Below are 17,473 nucleotides of genomic sequence, written 5' to 3'. Positions count from 1 at the left end.
GCTCTGCGTCATGTGTCATTGCTCGTTGCGGTTCTTCCTGACAGTGCCGTCGTCCTCCGGATTGGACTGGCCGCGAAGTCCGCGGCGTCCTCGTGGCGCGTCGCCGAAGGGTGCCACCGCGGATGGCACCTCCCGGGAGGGTACAGAAGCGGCCGGACGGGTCTCTGCCTTGACTGGGGGCTCAGCCCTTCCTTCAGGCCCGGCCTTTCCTTCAGGCTGGCGCCCCGCACCCAAGACCGGCCGCATACCGCGCAGGCTGAGGGCCGTCCTGCCATCGGCAAGGAGGGACCGCGGCGAGAACCTGGCCTGCTGGCGGCGCCAGAAACCCACAGCTCCCGTCATGTCCTTGAGTGATCCTTCCACGATGGTCCAGTATTCCCGGACTTCCGCTTCGCTCGGTTGCCCCGCGCCGAAGATGCTCGCATCGGCGCGGTGTGCCAGCAAGGTGGTAGTCGACTGGGTTGCGGGGAACGCGTCAGCCAGGACGACGGCGGATTCCCGCCGGGTGGCGCGATGATCCACTCCTGCACCCATGTCAGTTGCAAGGCTCAGGAGTTCGTTCCACCCCCCGCCAACACGGCGGGCTGGATCGCCTTCCGTGAACCGGGCCTTTCGACGCCGGCCCTTCAGCAACGCAATCAGAAGCAGGGGCAGCGCAAGGATGCCTATCGGGATCATGGCCACACCGATGGCGGCCAAAATGGGTCCCCAGAAGAGCCAGGGATTGTTCTTCTTCTGATCTGCATCCAATGCGTCCGGGGAGGAGTCCGGCGGCAGCTCAGCCGGCTCCTGTGGCGGGGGCGGCGGCTGCAGGACCTGGGGTTTGGGTTTGGACTTGCTCTCCGGATCCGGAGGGATGGGAACGTTGTCCTTAGGCGGAGTCGGGTCGAAAGCCACCCACCCCACACGGTCGAAAGCGACCTCAACCCAGGCGTGCACGTCCTTACCTGTGATGTTGACTTCCCCTGCCCCGTTTTCAGGGCTCTTGGGATCGGGATAGAACCCCATGACCACCCGGGAGGGGATGCCGAGATGCCTGAGCATCAATGACATGGCCACGGCGTACTGTTCGTCGTCGCCGAGCATCTGCTTTGCTGTCAGGAGGTTCCTGATCCGTGCGGACCCATGGCCGGAGACACTTGGCAACTGGCCCTCGGTGATGAGGCCATTGCTGAAGGCGCCCTTTTTCTGGAAATGCGCTTCGATCTGGCGGACCCTGTCCACGGCGGTCGGAGCGTCGACAGAAAGGTCATTTGCCTGGGATCCCACCACGGGCGGGACTTCAACGGCATCAGGCATGCTGAACTTGGCAAAGTCATATTGAGTGAGCTGGCCGTGTTCGAGTTTGACGGGATCCGCTATCTGGATGCTGTACGAGTCCCCCTTGGACAGCCCTTTCGTGGTCACGGCGGTATCGGTGCCGGAGTTGAAGTACAGCCCTGCGGCTGCATTGCTCGAGGCCTGCGAAAAGCTCAGGCCCGTAGTTTTCCGCCCCCCAGGAACGAAATAGCCCTGGTAGTCCTCGACGGTGATTTCCAGGGTGTAGTCAACCGTGGGCACGATGCCGTTGGTGTCCGCCAGCGTGTTGATGGATTTGGCGTCACCGACCTTGCTGAAGTTCCCTGAGCTGTTGGGATCGATGTTGTAGTTGGTTCCGTTGAACGCATCAAGTGCAGCGAGGCGAACGCGCCCGTCCTTGGGCAGGCCCTTGACCACGAAGAGCTTGTCGTCCTTCTTGTCCTTCACGAAGGTCCGGAAGCTGGCCAGCGGGGTGATGTAGTCCTTGGGGTCGAAGGGCGGAACGATCGTATTCCTGAGGACGCGGCGGTCATCACTGGCGGTGACCAGGGGCGAGACCAGGGCCGTGATGCCGACACTGAGTGCAATGACACCCGCCGCCGTGGCCAACCGCCGGGTCCGTGCCCTGCGGGCGGTTGAGGCATCAGTCTGCGGGCTGTTAACCGAGACCTTGCGGGTATCGCTGCGCCGCAGGGCATCACGCCGGAAGGTAGCCCAGGCAATGGCCACCACCGTCAGGGCGATCCCTCGTTCCACCGTGAGGAAGCTTGCATTGGTGCTGAAGGCGATGCCGGTGACAAAGAGCACCAGGATCGGCAGCAACGGCCAGTATGGCCCCTTCGAGCGCCAGGTCAGAAGGGCCGCGGCCAGGGCCGTGATGAAGGAACTCAGGAAGGGGACGATCAGCACGCCACCGGCGGTGCCAACCGGCACACCTACTGTCAGCATGTCCTTCCAGGAAAAGACCACGCCCAGCAGCAGGGTCCGCAAAGAATCCAGGGTGGGGATGAACCCGGCAATAGCCGCGCCCGGAACCGCAAGTGCAGTACCGAGGATCAAGTAGGCGGCCAAAGCAATCGCAGCCGTGATCAGCAGGCCAAGCCGAAGGTGGGCGTTGAGGGCTGCTATGCCCAGGCCCAGGCCGATTCCACCACATCCGGCCACAAGGTAGTAAGGGTCACCGCCGTAACTGAGGCTGAAGCCCAGCACGCCCAGACCCAGGAGTACGGTTAGCGCTGCAACATCGACAGCGAAGTGCCACACCGGCCGCCCGTCCAGGAACGGGGACACTTGGGCGGGTGGTGCGGGCTGGCGCCGGGGGCGGAGTCCCGTGGCGGAGCTCATGCTGCTGCCTTTCTAAGGACGATGGCCAGATCCGAGAGGTCTCCCAAGGTGAGAACAGTCAGGTCCGCTATGTTGGCCCGTGAGGGCGCGGCGCCGGGCTGAAGGCGAACTGCCAGGCTGCGGACGCCTGCAGGGACGGATGCAGCCGCCGATCGCAGCTGGGCAGGGGTGACCTGGCTGCCAACGATGAAGAACACGACTGAAGCATTGGGGACTTTGTCGGCCAGCGTCCGGGCGAGGTCCACTGCAGTCTTGCGCATGGGGGTGCCAACGATCCTGGTCATGTCGTCAAGCATGTTCCGGCCGGTCTCGCAACGGAGCGGTCCTTTTTGGGTGAGGACATCAAGCTCACGCTGCTCCCTGATGGCTTGGCGCCCAATGGACGCAGCCACTGAGATGGCCATCTCGAATTCATGCTCGGAACCGTACTCGTCCGTGTTGATGGACAGGGAGATGGCCAGGTGCGCGCGGCGCGTCTCCTCGAACTGGCGGACCATCAGCTTGTTGGTCCGCGCCGTCGTCTTCCAGTGGATATGGCGTCTGTCGTCACCAGGCACATAGTCGCGCAACGCGTGAAAGGAAACGTCGGCGCTTGACAGGTCAGTGGTGGGCATTCCTTCGAGGTCACGGATAAAGCCGGCAGCCGATCCGGCCAAAGCCACTGTCCGGGGGTGGACATAAAGGTCCTCAGGATCTGTCCACAGAACCTGCCTCCGCAGCAGGTGCAGGGGATCCGCCCGGACGGAACGCACCGGGCCAACAACGATGACCGCACGCCGTGCCGTAGGAATAGTGAAGAGATCCTCGTGAACCTGGGCGGGTTTCATCCGCGGCAGGTGGAAAATGGCGGTCGCTGCGCCCACCGGCAGTTCAAGGGCAGCCGGCAACAGCGGGCGGGCTGAGGTGTTTGATACTGCGATGCTTCCTACCGCACTGTCGCCAACAGCCACCCTGGTGCGGGTGAGGTCCAGGATCACCCCATAAGATGACCTGCCAAGGACAAATCCCACGGCGATGACGAAGAGCACGAAGGCCGCTATGGCCGCTGCTTTGGCCTCCTGCCAGCCGAAGGACTGCCCAACCACCCACAGCAGGATGGACCCAGCCAGAATGGACCAGCCCAGCACGCTGACGATGGAGAGCACAGGCCAGACGAAGCGCAGCCACTGCGCCCGGACCACGCGCCAGACGGGCTCCACCGCGAGTTGGGCGGTGCTGAGGGCTTCCGTCCAGACTGCGGAGGGACGGAGGAGGTTGCCTCTGTTTTTTGTGGGCAGCAACTGCCCGGCGGGAAGGAACCGCCGGAGGCGTTCAGCAAGCCGGTTTAACGGAGTGCTGCGGAACATAATGAGGCCTTTGGTCGCGTACTGACTGGGATGGTTTTGGAAGGACTCTGGCTAAACGTTGGCGCGCTGCTGCGGAGCTGCCACGTCGGCAAGCACACGCGCCAGAATTGCCTCGGGGGTGGCTCCGGAGAATTCGGCCTCGGGGTCCATCACAAAGCGGTGAGTCCATACGACGCCGGCAAGGTCCTTGATGTCGTCCGGAAGAACGAAATTCCGGCCTTGGCTTGCTGCCCAGACCTTGGCCGCGCGAACCATGGCCAAGGCCCCGCGCACAGAGACGCCCAGGCGGGTCTCAGGGGCGTTGCGGGTCTCCTCGCAGAGCCGGGAGATGTATTCGAGCACGGCGGTGTCCACGTGGGTGGTGGCGGCCAGGTCAGCCATGTCAGCGATCGCCTGGGTGGTGATCACCGGCGAAATGTCCTTCGACCGGTCCTTAAGGTTGTTGCCACCCAGGATCTGGACAGTTGAGGCGTGGTCAGGGTAGCCGATGGAAGTCTTCATGAGGAACCGGTCCAGCTGTGCCTCCGGCAGGCGGTAGGTGCCCGCCTGCTCGATAGGGTTCTGGGTTGCCATCACCATGAACGGGCGCCCGGCCTCGTACGTGACGCCGTCTACCGTCACGCGGGACTCCTCCATGACCTCCAGGAGCGCGGACTGGGTCTTGGGCGAGGCGCGGTTGATTTCGTCGGCGAGGACGATGTTGTTGAAGATCGGCCCCTTATGGAACTCAAACTTTTGGGTCTTCTGGTCATAGATGGTCACGCCGGTAACATCCGAAGGCAGGAGATCCGGGGTGAACTGGATGCGGTTGTTTGAACCTTGAACGGTCGCCGCCAACGCCCGGGCCAGCGACGTCTTACCAGTGCCCGGGGCGTCCTCGAACAGCACATGGCCTTCCGCGAGCATGGCCGTAAAAGTCAAACGGATAACGTGTGCTTTACCGAGCACGGCGTGGCCGACGTTGGCAACGAGCTTCTCGAATGTTCCTGCAAACCAGGCGGCCTGCTCAGTTGTCATGGTCATGTGTAGTTCCTTTTCCTTGCATCGTGGTGGGGCGTTGTATGGGGGGCATTGCGTTGTAGCTGCGTAGCTGCGGCTTATTGCCGCCGGGTCATGCGGTGGGGATGAACGGCGTCAGCATCCGCCGGGCCTCGCACCATACAGATCGACTGTTGTGGACTTGACGTACCAACCACTCTTGGCTGATTCCGTGAGCCGGTACCAAGGTGTTCCGTTTCCATAGATGTCCTTGGTGCAGTCGATGGTCAGCCTCCCCCAGGACCGCTCGACCCAGCCGACACCACAGGAAGCCGGTGAACCGTCCTGATAGGAGTCCGGCCGGCCCGGCTGACCCGGACAGGTCCGCACGCTGGAGGCATCCACTTGGATCTGGGATGCAGGAGGCGGCGGGGTGGGATCCGAGCCGGAAGTTGAGTTTGCAGCGTCAGCCCCGCCACAAACAACCGAGCATGCCCGGACCTCGAGTCTCTTCTGCCGATCCCATCCCCCGGTGTCGCGGCTGTAGCTGCGGTCCATGCCTACGCTGGTCCAATTGCCGTTCTCGTAGCTCACTTCGTATTTGGTAATGGCCCTGCCGTTGTCGTTGTTAGGGGGGCTCCACGTCCAGTGAACGGCAGAGTCACCCTTGGCCGAGGTCCGCCCGGAGACCGCCGGAGCACCCGGAGGTCCGTACGGATTTCCGGTCCCGATGTTCTTGCCGTCACCCGAGACACTGTTCTTGGTCGAGGTGGCAATGATGTTGATCGTGATGTCCCGCCCATTTGGAAGGCCGGTGATCGTGCCGCCTCCGGCTGCGATTGGCCCCGACTGCCCGGTGCTTGCGGAATAGGAGTAGGTGATTTCTGTTTCCTGGGAGCCATTGCGCTGGGACTCGTTCAGTCTGGTGAATGTGACGTCCAACTGCCCTGATCTGCCGTTCGCTGCTACTGTCCCGCTGTTCACGGTGCCTGGTTTGCCCGCGGCCCTGATGGGTGCGGAACGAGCGCTGTCGCCGCTGGTTCCTGCCTTGTTGGTGGCCGAGACGCTGAACGTGTAGTCGGCTTCGGAGTTGGCCACTTTCACGTTCTGGGAAGTTCCCGAAGTCACAGGCTGACTGGCCACGGCAGCTCCCCCGTGCCACGTAGTGAGGGTGTAGGAGGACACTGCGTCACCATTGTTGGCCGGGGCTGTCCAAGTGACCTGCAGTTGGCTCTCGGCCCCTAAGGAACCTGCCTGCGAGGCCGCAGGGGCCGCAGGGGTTGCCGGGACGCCGGCAGGTACTTCGGCGGCCGAATAGGCGCTCCATTCCGATGGTTCCTTGGCATCATTGCGCGCCAGGACACGCAGCTTGTAGGCCACGCCGTTCTGAAGGCCCTTCCAAACATAGCTGGCCGCGGTAAGGTTCTGGATTTGGGCGTTTTGCCCTGCGGGTGCAGGGGAAATTTCCAGGTCATAGGACTTCACCGGTGAACCCTTGCTCGCCGGCGGCACCCAAGTCACCGTCAGTTCCTTGTCTCCGAACTTCAGCGTCGGCGCAAGCGGTGTGTCCGGTTTGACGTCCGGACGGACTTCAGCCGACGCCGGGGACCTGTCGGATTCATCGATGGCGTTGGTCGCCGTCACCTGGAAATGGTACTTGGTGTTGTTGGTCAGCCCGGTGAGGGTGCAGGAGTTTGCAGGGCAGTCCTGCTGGAAGCCGCCTTCACCATACACCGTGTATTTGGTGATGGGTGAGCCGCGGTCCGCCGGTGCCTGCCACGTCAGCAATGCAGTTTGGTCGCCGACGCTTTGGGCCTGCGGTGTGGTAGGCACAACGGGTTTGTCCTTGACAGTCAAGCGGATCCGCGCAGTGGCGTTGCGGGACGGTTCCTCCGTCTTGTCGGCCACGGTGTAGGACACCACCAGTGTTCCGGTAAACCCTGGGGCAGGCGTCACTGTCACCGAATCGCCGTTGGCCACGGCGCTGCCTTGGCCGGTCTCCGTCAGAGCGGAAATGATCTTCAGAGGAGAATCCTGGAACGGATTGGAGTCGTTGCCCAAGACGTTTACGGTGACAGGTTTTCCGGCCGCCGCGTTGGGTTCAAGATCGTCATTGGCCACCGGCTTTGGCCGGTCGGACGCCGTAACAGCAAGCTGGAACGTGGCGGTGGCTTCCAGACCCCTTGGGTCTTTTGCCTTCACCTGCACGGCTCCAGCAGTGCCGATGGCTCCGCCGTCAGTGCCCGAAACCTTCAATATCTTGCCGTCGATGGTGGTGTTGAAACCAATGGGGTTGCCGCCCACAATCTCGTACTTCATGTTTTCGAGATCGTCCTGGTCCGGATCTGCTGTCAGTTTGCCCAGGTCGGTGGTGGCGGAATCCCCCTTGGGTACATCCACGGACCCTCCGAGCAACGTTGGCGGGTTGTTCCGGTTGGGGTCGGGCAGCACCTTGGTCCGGATGCTGAGCGTGGATTTGAGGCCGGCCGGATCGTCGGGACCGGACCCGTCCGTGACTTCAAAGCTGATGGAACCCGGTCCGACGTAGTCCGCCCCGGCCGTATATTTCAATTCTGAGTTGTTACCGACGATGGGGTCACTCCCATCAGCGCCGATGAGCTTGACGCGGTCACGTTGCGTCAGCCGTGGCGTGTGCCCCTCACGGACCTTCACCCACTCATTCAGGTTGACCGTGGCCGACTGCCCGGCGACCACTTCGAGGACTTCATCCTTGGACAGCGTGGGAACCTGCTGGCCAATTCCTGGCACCCAGATGATGGCCGTAGACTTTTGCCCGTCGACGTCCTCCACCTCGTAGGGAATGAGTTGTGGCTGCTCGGTGAGCTGCACAACCATGTTGCCTTCGGTTCCGGGAGCTGCCGTCGCGGCCTGGGCGGTGACTTTCAGGTTTTCCCCGACACCGTCCGGATCTTCATCGTTTTTCAGCACGGGAACGTCGACGGCGGTCTTGCCCAACGTCTGCGCGGAGGTGACACGGTCATCGCGGGCGATAGGTGCCTTGAGGGGTACCTCGTTGTCCGCTAAGACGCTAATGGAGGCTTTCGCCGACGCATCCCGATCGTCTGCAATCGTGTAACCGACATTGACTGTGCCCTCGGCGGAGGGTGCGAGCAGGATGATCCGGCCGCTCTGCTTGCTGACAGTGGCCTGCAGTGCGGGATCTGCCTCGATACCATCGGTCAGGATGCGGATGAGGTCCCCGTCGGGATCACTGTCATTGCCGGTGGCATCAACGGCTATCTGGCGTCCCGGGCGCACCTTGACTTCGTCATCCACAGGCGTGGGTTTCTGGTTGGTGTCCCCTCGCGGAGCAATACCGATGGTCACGGTGCCGGTGTTCACGGCACCCTGGCGGTCCACCACTTTGTAGCGGAAGGTGTCGGTCCCCGCGCCGTCTCCCGCCGCCGTAAAGTCGATGAAGTTGCTGCCGACCGTGGCCGTGCCCATGTTGGGCGAACTGTCGATGCCCGTAAGTTGTACGGAATCGCCGTCGGGGTCTATCCCGTCCAGGGGCACCGGAATCCGAACTGAACCGGCAGCAACCACCCTCGCCGTCAGGTTCCGCGGCTGCGGACGTGAGTTCTCTGCCCCTTCAAGGGGCAGGATGTGGATGGTGACCGCTGCGGCACTCTTCTGGCCCTGGGGGTCGACGGCGTTGTAGATGGCGCGGACGGTCTTTGGCTGGCTCCCGGCAATGAACCGAAGGGAATTCTCCGACACGAAGCTCTTCCCGTCCTCCGCGGGAACCTCTTGCGGCAACACAGGATCAACTGTGAGCTTTTCGCCCTGCGGGTGGGTGTCGTTATCCAGTACGGGGATGGTCACGACGTCGTTGACGCGTACGTTCACTTCGTCCGGCTTGGGCTGCGGTGCTTCAACGACGGCGGGCGCAGGGACAGGAACAACGGAGACGCTGCCCGTGGCAGACTTTTTTCCGTTGGACATGGTGTAACTGAAAATAAAGGGATCCTTGGTGCCCACAAGGTCGGTGATGCGCAGGACGCTGTGGTCGATGACGCTCACTGAGGCTGTGGAGTTTTCGGGCATGGATACCGACTGCAGCACCAGCACTCCCCCGGAAGGATCGGAGTCGTTCGCGAGCGGGTCCAGCAGCACGCTGCCGCCCACGGGCATGAGGGCGACGTCGTGGACAGCCACAGGATTACCGGTGTCCTTCCCCGATTCAACATCGACACGGATCAGGCCCTGGCTGCTTTGGGGACCGTTGCTGGCTATATACGTCAGGTAAACCGGCCCTGGCGTCCCGCTGCGGAAAGTAAATGTGCCACCGTCAGTGACGGGTCCAAGCTCGGCAGGACCGGAAGCCTCCACCTGGGCGAGCCTCAGGGCGCCGCCGTTGGGGTCGACGTCGTTCTTCAGCGGCGCGATCACCAGGTCCTGGCCGACGACGGCGGTGACATGGTCAGCGTTCACCACCGGGGCCAGGGCGCCAGGAGGCTGGACGTTGATCACAACCTTGCCGGTAACTGTGGCACGGCCGTCCCAGATGGTCACCGTAACGTTTTTCTTGCCTGCGGCAGCTCCTGAGTCCTGGTAGGTCAGGAGTCCGTCCCGCCGCACCTTGACCTGGTCCTGGTCGTTGTCCGCCTTCGCATCCATGAGTACGAGGTCATCACCGTCGGGATCCATCCAGTCCGTCAGGATGTTCTGGCTGACCGTTTTCCCCTGTTCCACCAGCATGGTGGTAGGTTCGCCGCGCTTGAAGACCGGGGGACGGTTCTCGTCCGGACCCACAACGTTAAGCGTGATGCTTCCACCCGCGGAGAGTCCCCGCCCGTCCGAAGCGTTGTAGTCAAAGGCTTCCACGCCCGGTTTGGCATCGGCCGGAACACTGACCTGGAATGCTGTTCCGCCGTAAATACTCTCCAGGTTCCCTGTCTTAGGGCCGGACGCTCCAACAGCGGCGGTGAGGACGTCGCCGTCCGGGTCTGAATCATTGTCCAGCACTGGCAGGATGGTGGTGCGTCCCGGCCTGACGCCGAACGCGTCCGGTTTGGTTTCCGGCGGGCGGTTCGGCTTGGTCCGGTCAGGCAGGATGTTGATGGTGTTGTTGTCCGCTGAGTCCTTGTCCTGCTCATCGGATTCATTCTTGGGTGGGACGACGTCGTCCCAGTTGTTCACCAGCTGCATGTTCTGGTTCACCAGCCACACATTGCCCGAATTCACATCATTAAGAACCACCAGATCCCGGTTCACCCGGAACACATACTCCGGCGACGCACTGGCCTTGGGAACATCGATATTGCGGTCATCAGCATCATTGGCGCACTCACGAACATACTTATTCGCCCCCGACCACGCAGCATGCACACAACCACCCAACTGCACAGGAGCAGCCGGCACACCCTCACCATTGAAGGTCACCGTCTTCGCCGTCGAACCGCCCAGCGGCTGCAACAACAACGCCTTCGGAGTGGCCACCGCCACAGCATCAGCAGCAGGACCACTCTGCTGCAGCTTCGCGTCCTTCGCATCCGCCAACGCCAACTCACGCCCACCCGGCAAAAACAGCTTCCCCCGTGCAGCATCCAACACCACCGGCTGATCCCCCACCACAGCCAACTGCAGATCCCCTGCGCCCTTCAGAGCCTCCCACGTGCTCTCCTCAACCCCCGTGGACACCCCCTCAGCATCCACCGACGTCACCGAAACCCTGCCAGTCTTCGGATCAGCACTGTAAATCCGGTCATCAGCCCCCACCGCCGACACCAAACCCTGCGAGCCCACCACCACCGGCTCGCTGGACTCCTCATCAAAACCGTTGACTGTGGACGGCGACAACGCCCACACCGTCCCCTTGCCAGGATCAGTCACTGAAAGAACACCGCGGCCAAAACTGACGTCAGCCGACCCAGGGAGCTGCTTGTCCCCACCCAGACGCATGTTGGCAGCCGACACCTGGTTCAGGGTGGAACCCGTGGGGTCATCGACAAAGACATCCCCGGCGCTCTGCAAAACGTCAAAGGTGGTGCTTGCCGGCGTCACTGCCCCGTCCAGGACCCGCGACGGATAATTCAGCCGCCCCACAGCATTCCGGGACTTGCTGACGACCCATACGCCGCCGTCGTTCAACTCCACCTCAGTGGTTTTAAATCCCGGGTAAACCACAGCACCTACCACCAACGCAGCACCAGCCACCGCAAAAACAGTGCCGGTAAAAAACCCACTGCGGCGCCGACGAGACCCAGACCTGCCGAACAGATGTGTCACAGCTCTACAATTCCCCCGCAATAAGAAGCCACCAAAAGCAGCACAAGATCAACCAAAGACCATAAAAGACAAGACGGACCCGATACAGGGCTCTCCGTTACCCGCCATAGCCTACCCAAGCATTCCAAAGCCGGCGATGGGGAGTACTTCCCCTGCGCCTGACAGACATCGCTTCGGTCAGCACAACGGCACGGATCCGACCATCCTATAAGACCATCAATTGTATGAATAGGACAGCCCGGGCAGGGACCGGCGTTGCCCAGGACCAGACCTAGTCCAGGACCAGGCCGCGGCCGCTTCCCCTCGAAAGCAGTACCGGAAGGATTTCGCCGAAACCACGTACGGTCTCCGCAGGCTGCGGGACCAGCACGAACCGTTCGTCGCTGTCCAAAGCAGCAGCCGTCACGGAATCCACCAGCACAGTACCGGGGTCCGCCAGTGCGGTAAGGCGTGCCGCCAGATTCACAGTCGGTCCGTAAATGTCGCCCAAGCGGGACAGTATCCGGCCCCAGACCAGGGACACCCTGGCTTCCGGCAGAATCTCATCCTGGGTGAAAGCTTCCGCAAGCGCCAGGGAGATTTCTGCGCCCGCGGCCGGGGTCTCGGCGATGTACAGGACTTCGTCGCCCACGGTCTTCACGAGCCTGCCACCACCGACGGAAATGATTTCAGCGCACTTGTTCTCAAAACGCTGCACAAGCTGGGCGAGAGTTTTTTCGTTCATCCGGCGGGAGAGGCTCGTATAGGAGACCAAGTCGGCAAAGCCGACGGCACGGGCCAAGGGCAATGGCGCGTCGTCTTCATCCCCTTCGCGGCCTTCTTCGCTGGCCTGCAGGCCGGCTTCGGCACGGACGGCCAACCTTTGAACGCCGGCGTTGAGCTGGCGGCGCCACGAGTACACCAGCATTTCCTCGAGGGCGTCCACCAGGGCGGGAAGTTCATTGACCAGGCGTTTGCGAGCGACGGCGTCCGGCACTCCCTGCTGATGGACCATGTCTTCCACGAGGGCTTCGATCTGCCAGACCACCATGCGGTCTGTCATCTGACCGATGGACCTCGTCACCGAAATAGCCGCCTCTTCCGTCAGCTTTCCGGTGCGGACAAGATCAACAACGGTGGAGAGGGCAGCCTGGTCCCGTTCAGTAAAGGCGACGTCCTCGTCGCCGAGATTCGGAAAGCCCAGCGCCCTCCAGAGCTTGCGTGCCGACAGCAAGGAGAGCCCTGCACCTGCTGCAACTTCGCGCCGCCGTAGCTTTCGCTCGCCGCCCAGCAGCCGGGCCTCCAAGGCCTTTGCCGCCAGGCGCTCGGCCGAGAAAGTGCCTGTGGCTGGGGGATCCTGCGGGGCGCGGAGAGGTTCCACGCCCATTTGAGGACCCCGCTCAGGAGCAGGCTTGGCGAACGGCGAGTCAGGGGCCGTTTCAAGGACCGCGTCTTCAATGGTGGCAGCCTCCACCACCGGTTCAATGGATTCCTCCGGTTCCCGCGCTTCTCCGCGTTCCTGTGATTCTGCCGATTCAGGAATCTCTCCGGGTGGCTGAGTCTGCGCAGATGCCAATGGCACAGCTTCAGTGTGCTCACTGCCAGCGTTCATCTCTTCCACCTTCTCTCGGTCTCCAGGGCCGGTGTCGTTCACGGCCCTCCCAGCGTCTGTCCACGTCCTCGAGCCCGTCTCCGGGCCTGTCCTCTTCTACCAGGACCGACGCCGGCGGCAGTTCGTCAATGGCCTCAAGGACAAAATCACGGAACTTCCCCGCCTCCGGAACGTCCTCCAGCACCGCTGGATCATGATGCCCGGTATCCAAGGATATATTCCCTGAACGCAATATGCGTTGAAGTACCGACTGAACCACCCAGACCTGCCGAATAGCGGCAAGGGACACCTGCCATTCCCTCCGCCGCAACATTCCATACTTGGCAACTATGCGCTGACTGGTCAGTGTGTAGCGCGTTGACTGCCACCGCAGAGTGCGCGGAAGGCAGTACCCGCAGAGAACCCAGGCGACAAGCAAGATGCACGCAGCCACCAGCCAAAACGTCCAAGCGGACGTGACGACTGGAAACATCCTCGCAGGTTCCCCTTTGACGATCCATGCCATTGCGAAGGCACCCACTGCAGGGACTGCGATGAAGAGTGCGGCCGGGATAATCAAAGTCCTGGGCTGAGGCCGCGTGACCACTATCACCTGTTCACCCGGCAACAGCTGTCTACGCATAACCGCTCTCGGTCGGGCCCCGCGAACCGCTTGACTCTTTCGAACCGTCTTGCCCTGGCGGAGTCCAGGGACGGAGGTGAACGACGTCGCCGGCGGTCACCACATGCTCATGTGAAGCAGCGTCAACCACAAGAAGGGATCCATACTCGTCAAGCCGTGTGGCATGGCCGATAATCTCGTGATCCCCGGGCAGTTGAGCGCGCACCTGCTTTCCTAACGTCACCAGAACGCCCTGCACCCGCTTGTGCAGGGAAGGCCCACCCGCCATCCCTGCAGCGGGGTCGCCGTCGGCGTTGCAGAAGCTGCGGTACAAGGTGGCGAACCGGGAAAGGTAGCCTTTCAGCAGAACCGTGCGGTCTACGGTTTGGGCCTCTTCGAGCAAGACAGACGTAGCGGTGGGAACGGGAAGCTCCTCCTGGGTCAACGTGACGTTGAGTCCGGTTCCCAGAACAACAGGAGGCACGCCCGCATCCCCCATCGGGCCCAGCTGGGCCAAAATCCCGGCGATCTTTCGTCCGCGGACTATGACGTCGTTGGGCCACTTAAGTTCGGCAGGGATGCCGGCCGTCTCCAGGAGCGCCTCGCGCAGGGCCAGGGCCCCGAGGAGCGAGAACCAGGAGTAGCTCTGGGTGGGCAGCGGACGGCCCTCCGCGTTCACAGGCCGGAGGACCACTGAGACCAACACTGAGCTCAGCGGCGGGGCTTCCCAGCTGCGGCCAAGCCGTCCCCGGGCGGCGGTCTGGTGCTCGGTCGTCAATACAGAAAGGTCTGGCCAGGACCGCGGGTCAGCACTGACTGCTTCCAGCAGATCGGCATTCGTAGAGCCGGTGGAATCCACCACCGTGATCCGCGGAATTCCAGTGGCGGCCAGGAAATCCTCATTTACCAGCGCTGTCCGGTCCAGGCCTTTGCGCTCGGCTTCCCGTGCGGCGTGCTCTGGAAAGTCAACGGGTTCCTGGCTGTTATCCGACTGGGGGGCTTCCATAGCTGAATCCTATCGAGTTGCCACCGCGGCGGCGCCTCCGCGCGCCAGGCTCAAAGGAAAATGTCAGGAACAAGCCGGTTCTCAGGCGCACCAAGGCTGTAAGGGGAAAAGTCCGTGACTCCGGCGGCAATCAGGACTTCCTCGTCTGTGTAGAAATTTCCGCTCCGGGAAGCGGAACCAGACACTGAATTGCTTCCGGTCAGCACCGCATGGGCAGCATCGGCGACGATTCCGGGACCACGGGCCGCCTGGACCAACTGGCTGCCACCGGGCATGTTCCGGATGGCAGCGGTATCAATGAGGGTCCGCGGCCACAGTGAATTGACGCTGATACCGTCTGCTTTGAGTTCTTCTGCGAGACCAAGTGTGGTGAGGCTCATCCCATACTTGGCCATGGTGTACGCCAAGTGCATGCCGGCCCATTTCGGATCAAGGTTCAAGGGCGGAGACAGCGTCAGGATGTGGCCGTTATCGGAGCGGCGCAACGCCGGAAGGGCCAGCTTGGACAGCAGGAACGTGCCCCTGACATTGATGTCCTGCATCAGGTCGTAGCGCTTCATATCAATGGCGTCGGTGCTTGAGAGGTCAATGGCCGAGGCATTGTTGATCACTGCGTCGATCCCGCCGAACCGCTCGACGGCGGCATCAACGGCGCCCGCGACGTCGTCGTCGTTCCTGACGTCCCCAACGATGGGCAACGCTTGGCCACCGGCTTCCACCAGCTGATCCGCGGCACTGAAAACAGTGCCTTCCAGCTTTGCATGGGGCGTCCCTGTCTTGGCCATCAGCGCGATGTTGGCACCGTCTCTGGCGGCGCGCAGGGCAATGGCCAAACCGATCCCGCGGCTTCCACCGGACATCAGGATGGTTCGGCCGGAAAGGGAACCGGCGGCCTTGTACGGCTCTGCTGCGGCGCCCGAAGCAACGTTGCTTGAAGTCATGAGAACACTCTAGCCGAAGTATGTTACTGGTGAGTAACATGTTCGACCAAGCCGACCCGAGCAGTGAACCTTGTAGGTTTTCTACAGCCATGCGGGTCCAAAACGTTACTAGACTAGCCAGCGGGGCCCGGATTTTGTGTGGATGCTACTTAAGTTCCGCACCCGGGAGCCAGCGACTAATCAGCTACAGAGCCGGAGACACTTGATGAGCCACGATCTGACCACGACAGCGGGAAAGATTGCAGATTTCCGCGATCGCCAGGCGCGTGCGGAACAGCCCTCCGGCCCCGAAGCGATCGAAAAGCAGCATGCGCGCGGCAAGAATACCGCCCGGGAACGCATCGATCTCCTGCTCGACGAAGGCTCGTTCGTCGAGTTCGACGCCCTCGCCGTGCACCGTTCCACCGCTTTCGGAATGGAAAAGAAGAAGCCGCTTGGAGACGGGCTCGTTTCCGGCTACGGTACGGTGGACGGGCGGCCGGTTGCTGTGTACAGCCAGGACTTCAGCGTCTACGGCGGGTCCCTGAGCCAGGTCAACGGTGAAAAGATCGTCAAGGTCCAGGAGTTCGCCCTTCGCAATGGCTGCCCTGTGGTGGGCATCCTCGATGGCGGCGGGGCGAGGATCCAGGAGGGCGTGGCCTCGTTGGCGATGTTCGCCGATATCTTCCGCAACAACGTCCACGCATCCGGCGTTGTACCCCAGATTTCCCTCATTATGGGCCCATCGGCCGGTGGCGCAGCGTACTCCCCCGCGCTCACTGACTATGTGGTCATGGTGGACAAGACCTCGCACATGTTCATCACCGGCCCGGACGTCATCAAGACCGTCACCGGTGAGGACGTGGACATGGAAACCCTGGGGGGCGCACGCCAGCACAACGCCACCACCGGAACCTCCACTTACCTTGCTGCTGACGAAGCCGATGCCATCGAGTTCGTCCGCGAACTGCTCGACTTCCTGCCCTCGAACAACCTCGCTGAGGCCCCTGTGCTTGAGCACCAGCAGGAGCTCGAGCTCGACGACGACGACCTCGCGCTGGATACGCTGATCCCGGATTCCGCGAACCAGCCCTACGACATGCGCAAGGTCGTTGAACAGATCGTGGACGACGCCCACTTCCTGGAGATGCAGGCCCTCTACGCCCCGAACGTCATGATTGGCTACGGACGGGTCGAAGGGCACACCGTAGGCATCGTGGCCAATCAGCCCATGCAGTTCGCCGGCACCCTGGACATCTCCGCTTCTGAGAAAGCCGCGCGCTTTGTCCGCCATTGCGACGCCTTCAACATTCCCATCATCACTTTGGTGGACGTCCCCGGCTTCCTGCCGGGCAAGGACCAGGAGTTCCAGGGCATCATCCGCCGTGGAGCCAAACTGCTGTACGCCTATGCTGAAGCCACTGTCCCCAAGGTCACCGTTATCACCAGGAAAGCCTACGGCGGGGCGTACATCGTCATGGGTTCGAAAAAACTGGGGGCTGACCTCAATCTGGCGTGGCCCACGGCGCAGATCGGCGTTATGGGAGCGCAGGGCGCCGTCAACATTTTGTACCGCCGCGACCTCGCGGCGGTGGCGGCCGACGGCGGTGACGTTGAAGCCAAGCGGGCAGAAGTTATCAGGCAGTATGAGGAAGAACTTCTGAACCCATACCAGGCCGCGCAGCTCGGCTATGTCGACGCCGTCATTGTGCCGTCCGAAACGAGGGTCCAGATCATTAAGGGGCTCCGGGCCTTGCGGGACAAGCGTGCCAGCCTTCCGGCCAAGAAGCACGGAAACATCCCGCTGTGAGCACTGAACTTCCTGCCGGGAGCGAAGGCGAAGAAACAGCGACACCTCTGGCGCCGCCGCTCTTCTCCGTGACAAGAGGCGATCCCACAGCCGAGGAGCTCGCGGCGCTGACCGCCGTCGTGCTTTCACTCGGTGGCGCAGAACAAGCCGAACCGACGAAGCCCACCATCCGTGGCTGGGTCAGGCGTCAGCAACTTCGGCTGGCGCCCACACCAGGGCCAGGGGCCTGGAAACGCAGCCGCGGCTGACTCGTCCCCACCGCCTCCCTAACCTCGCTGCGCTCGGCCAGGGGACCCTCGGCGGCGGAGGCCCCTGCTGCGGAAACC

The 17,473-nt window shown here is 62.4% G+C and carries 10 protein-coding genes; 2 read left to right on the top strand and 8 right to left on the bottom strand.

The annotated features are described in order from the left end of the window. Positions 1 to 15: 15 nt before the first annotated feature. The 8 genes from RIN13_RS08775 to RIN13_RS08740 form a co-directional block, all read right to left on the bottom strand. Positions 16 to 2,643 (bottom strand): transglutaminase-like domain-containing protein, encoded by a 2,628-nt coding sequence (locus RIN13_RS08775; protein ID WP_309106954.1) that lies wholly within the window; start codon positions 2,641 to 2,643, stop codon positions 16 to 18. Beyond that, on the bottom strand, positions 2,640 to 3,989 hold the full coding sequence (locus RIN13_RS08770; protein ID WP_309106953.1) for a DUF58 domain-containing protein: 1,350 nt from the start codon (positions 3,987 to 3,989) through the stop codon (positions 2,640 to 2,642). The genes RIN13_RS08775 and RIN13_RS08770 overlap by 4 nt, the downstream gene beginning before the upstream one ends. Positions 3,990 to 4,040: 51 nt before the next feature. Further along, complete coding sequence (locus tag RIN13_RS08765) at positions 4,041 to 5,012, bottom strand: MoxR family ATPase (RefSeq protein ID WP_309106952.1); 972 nt, start codon at positions 5,010 to 5,012, stop codon at positions 4,041 to 4,043. Positions 5,013 to 5,123: 111 nt separating this feature from the next. Beyond that, the gene (locus tag RIN13_RS08760; RefSeq protein WP_309106951.1) at positions 5,124 to 11,219 is read right to left on the bottom strand and encodes an Ig-like domain-containing protein; all 6,096 of its coding nucleotides are present in this window, start codon (positions 11,217 to 11,219) and stop codon (positions 5,124 to 5,126) included. 271 nt (positions 11,220 to 11,490) lie between these two features. After that, positions 11,491 to 12,585, bottom strand: a complete 1,095-nt coding sequence (locus RIN13_RS08755) for an adenylate/guanylate cyclase domain-containing protein (RefSeq protein WP_309107015.1) — start codon at positions 12,583 to 12,585, stop codon at positions 11,491 to 11,493. A 208-nt stretch (positions 12,586 to 12,793) separates the two neighbouring features. Next, entirely contained in the window at positions 12,794 to 13,123 is a 330-nt protein-coding gene (locus RIN13_RS08750; RefSeq protein WP_309107014.1) for a PH domain-containing protein, read from the bottom strand. A gap of 301 nt (positions 13,124 to 13,424) precedes the next feature. After that, complete coding sequence (locus RIN13_RS08745) at positions 13,425 to 14,417, bottom strand: biotin--[acetyl-CoA-carboxylase] ligase (RefSeq protein WP_309106950.1); 993 nt, start codon at positions 14,415 to 14,417, stop codon at positions 13,425 to 13,427. Between the two features lie 50 nt (positions 14,418 to 14,467). Then, on the bottom strand, positions 14,468 to 15,358 hold the full coding sequence (locus RIN13_RS08740; RefSeq protein ID WP_309106949.1) for an NAD(P)-dependent oxidoreductase: 891 nt from the start codon (positions 15,356 to 15,358) through the stop codon (positions 14,468 to 14,470). A gap of 205 nt (positions 15,359 to 15,563) precedes the next feature. Here RIN13_RS08740 and RIN13_RS08735 point away from each other — a divergent pair, with 205 nt between their 5' ends. Next, the gene (locus RIN13_RS08735; RefSeq protein ID WP_309106948.1) at positions 15,564 to 17,147 is read left to right on the top strand and encodes an acyl-CoA carboxylase subunit beta; all 1,584 of its coding nucleotides are present in this window, start codon (positions 15,564 to 15,566) and stop codon (positions 17,145 to 17,147) included. After that, positions 17,144 to 17,395: an acyl-CoA carboxylase subunit epsilon gene (locus RIN13_RS08730; RefSeq protein WP_309106947.1), complete on the top strand. Its 252-nt coding sequence runs from the start codon at positions 17,144 to 17,146 to the stop codon at positions 17,393 to 17,395. The genes RIN13_RS08735 and RIN13_RS08730 overlap by 4 nt, the downstream gene beginning before the upstream one ends. Positions 17,396 to 17,473 lie beyond the last annotated feature (78 nt).

The sequence above is a fragment of the Arthrobacter sp. genome, assembly GCF_031179985.1.
In the GTDB taxonomy this organism is placed as follows: domain Bacteria; phylum Actinomycetota; class Actinomycetes; order Actinomycetales; family Micrococcaceae; genus Arthrobacter.
The sequence above is the reverse complement of the archived record's forward strand: the minus strand, read 5'-3'. Positions and strand labels throughout refer to the sequence as shown.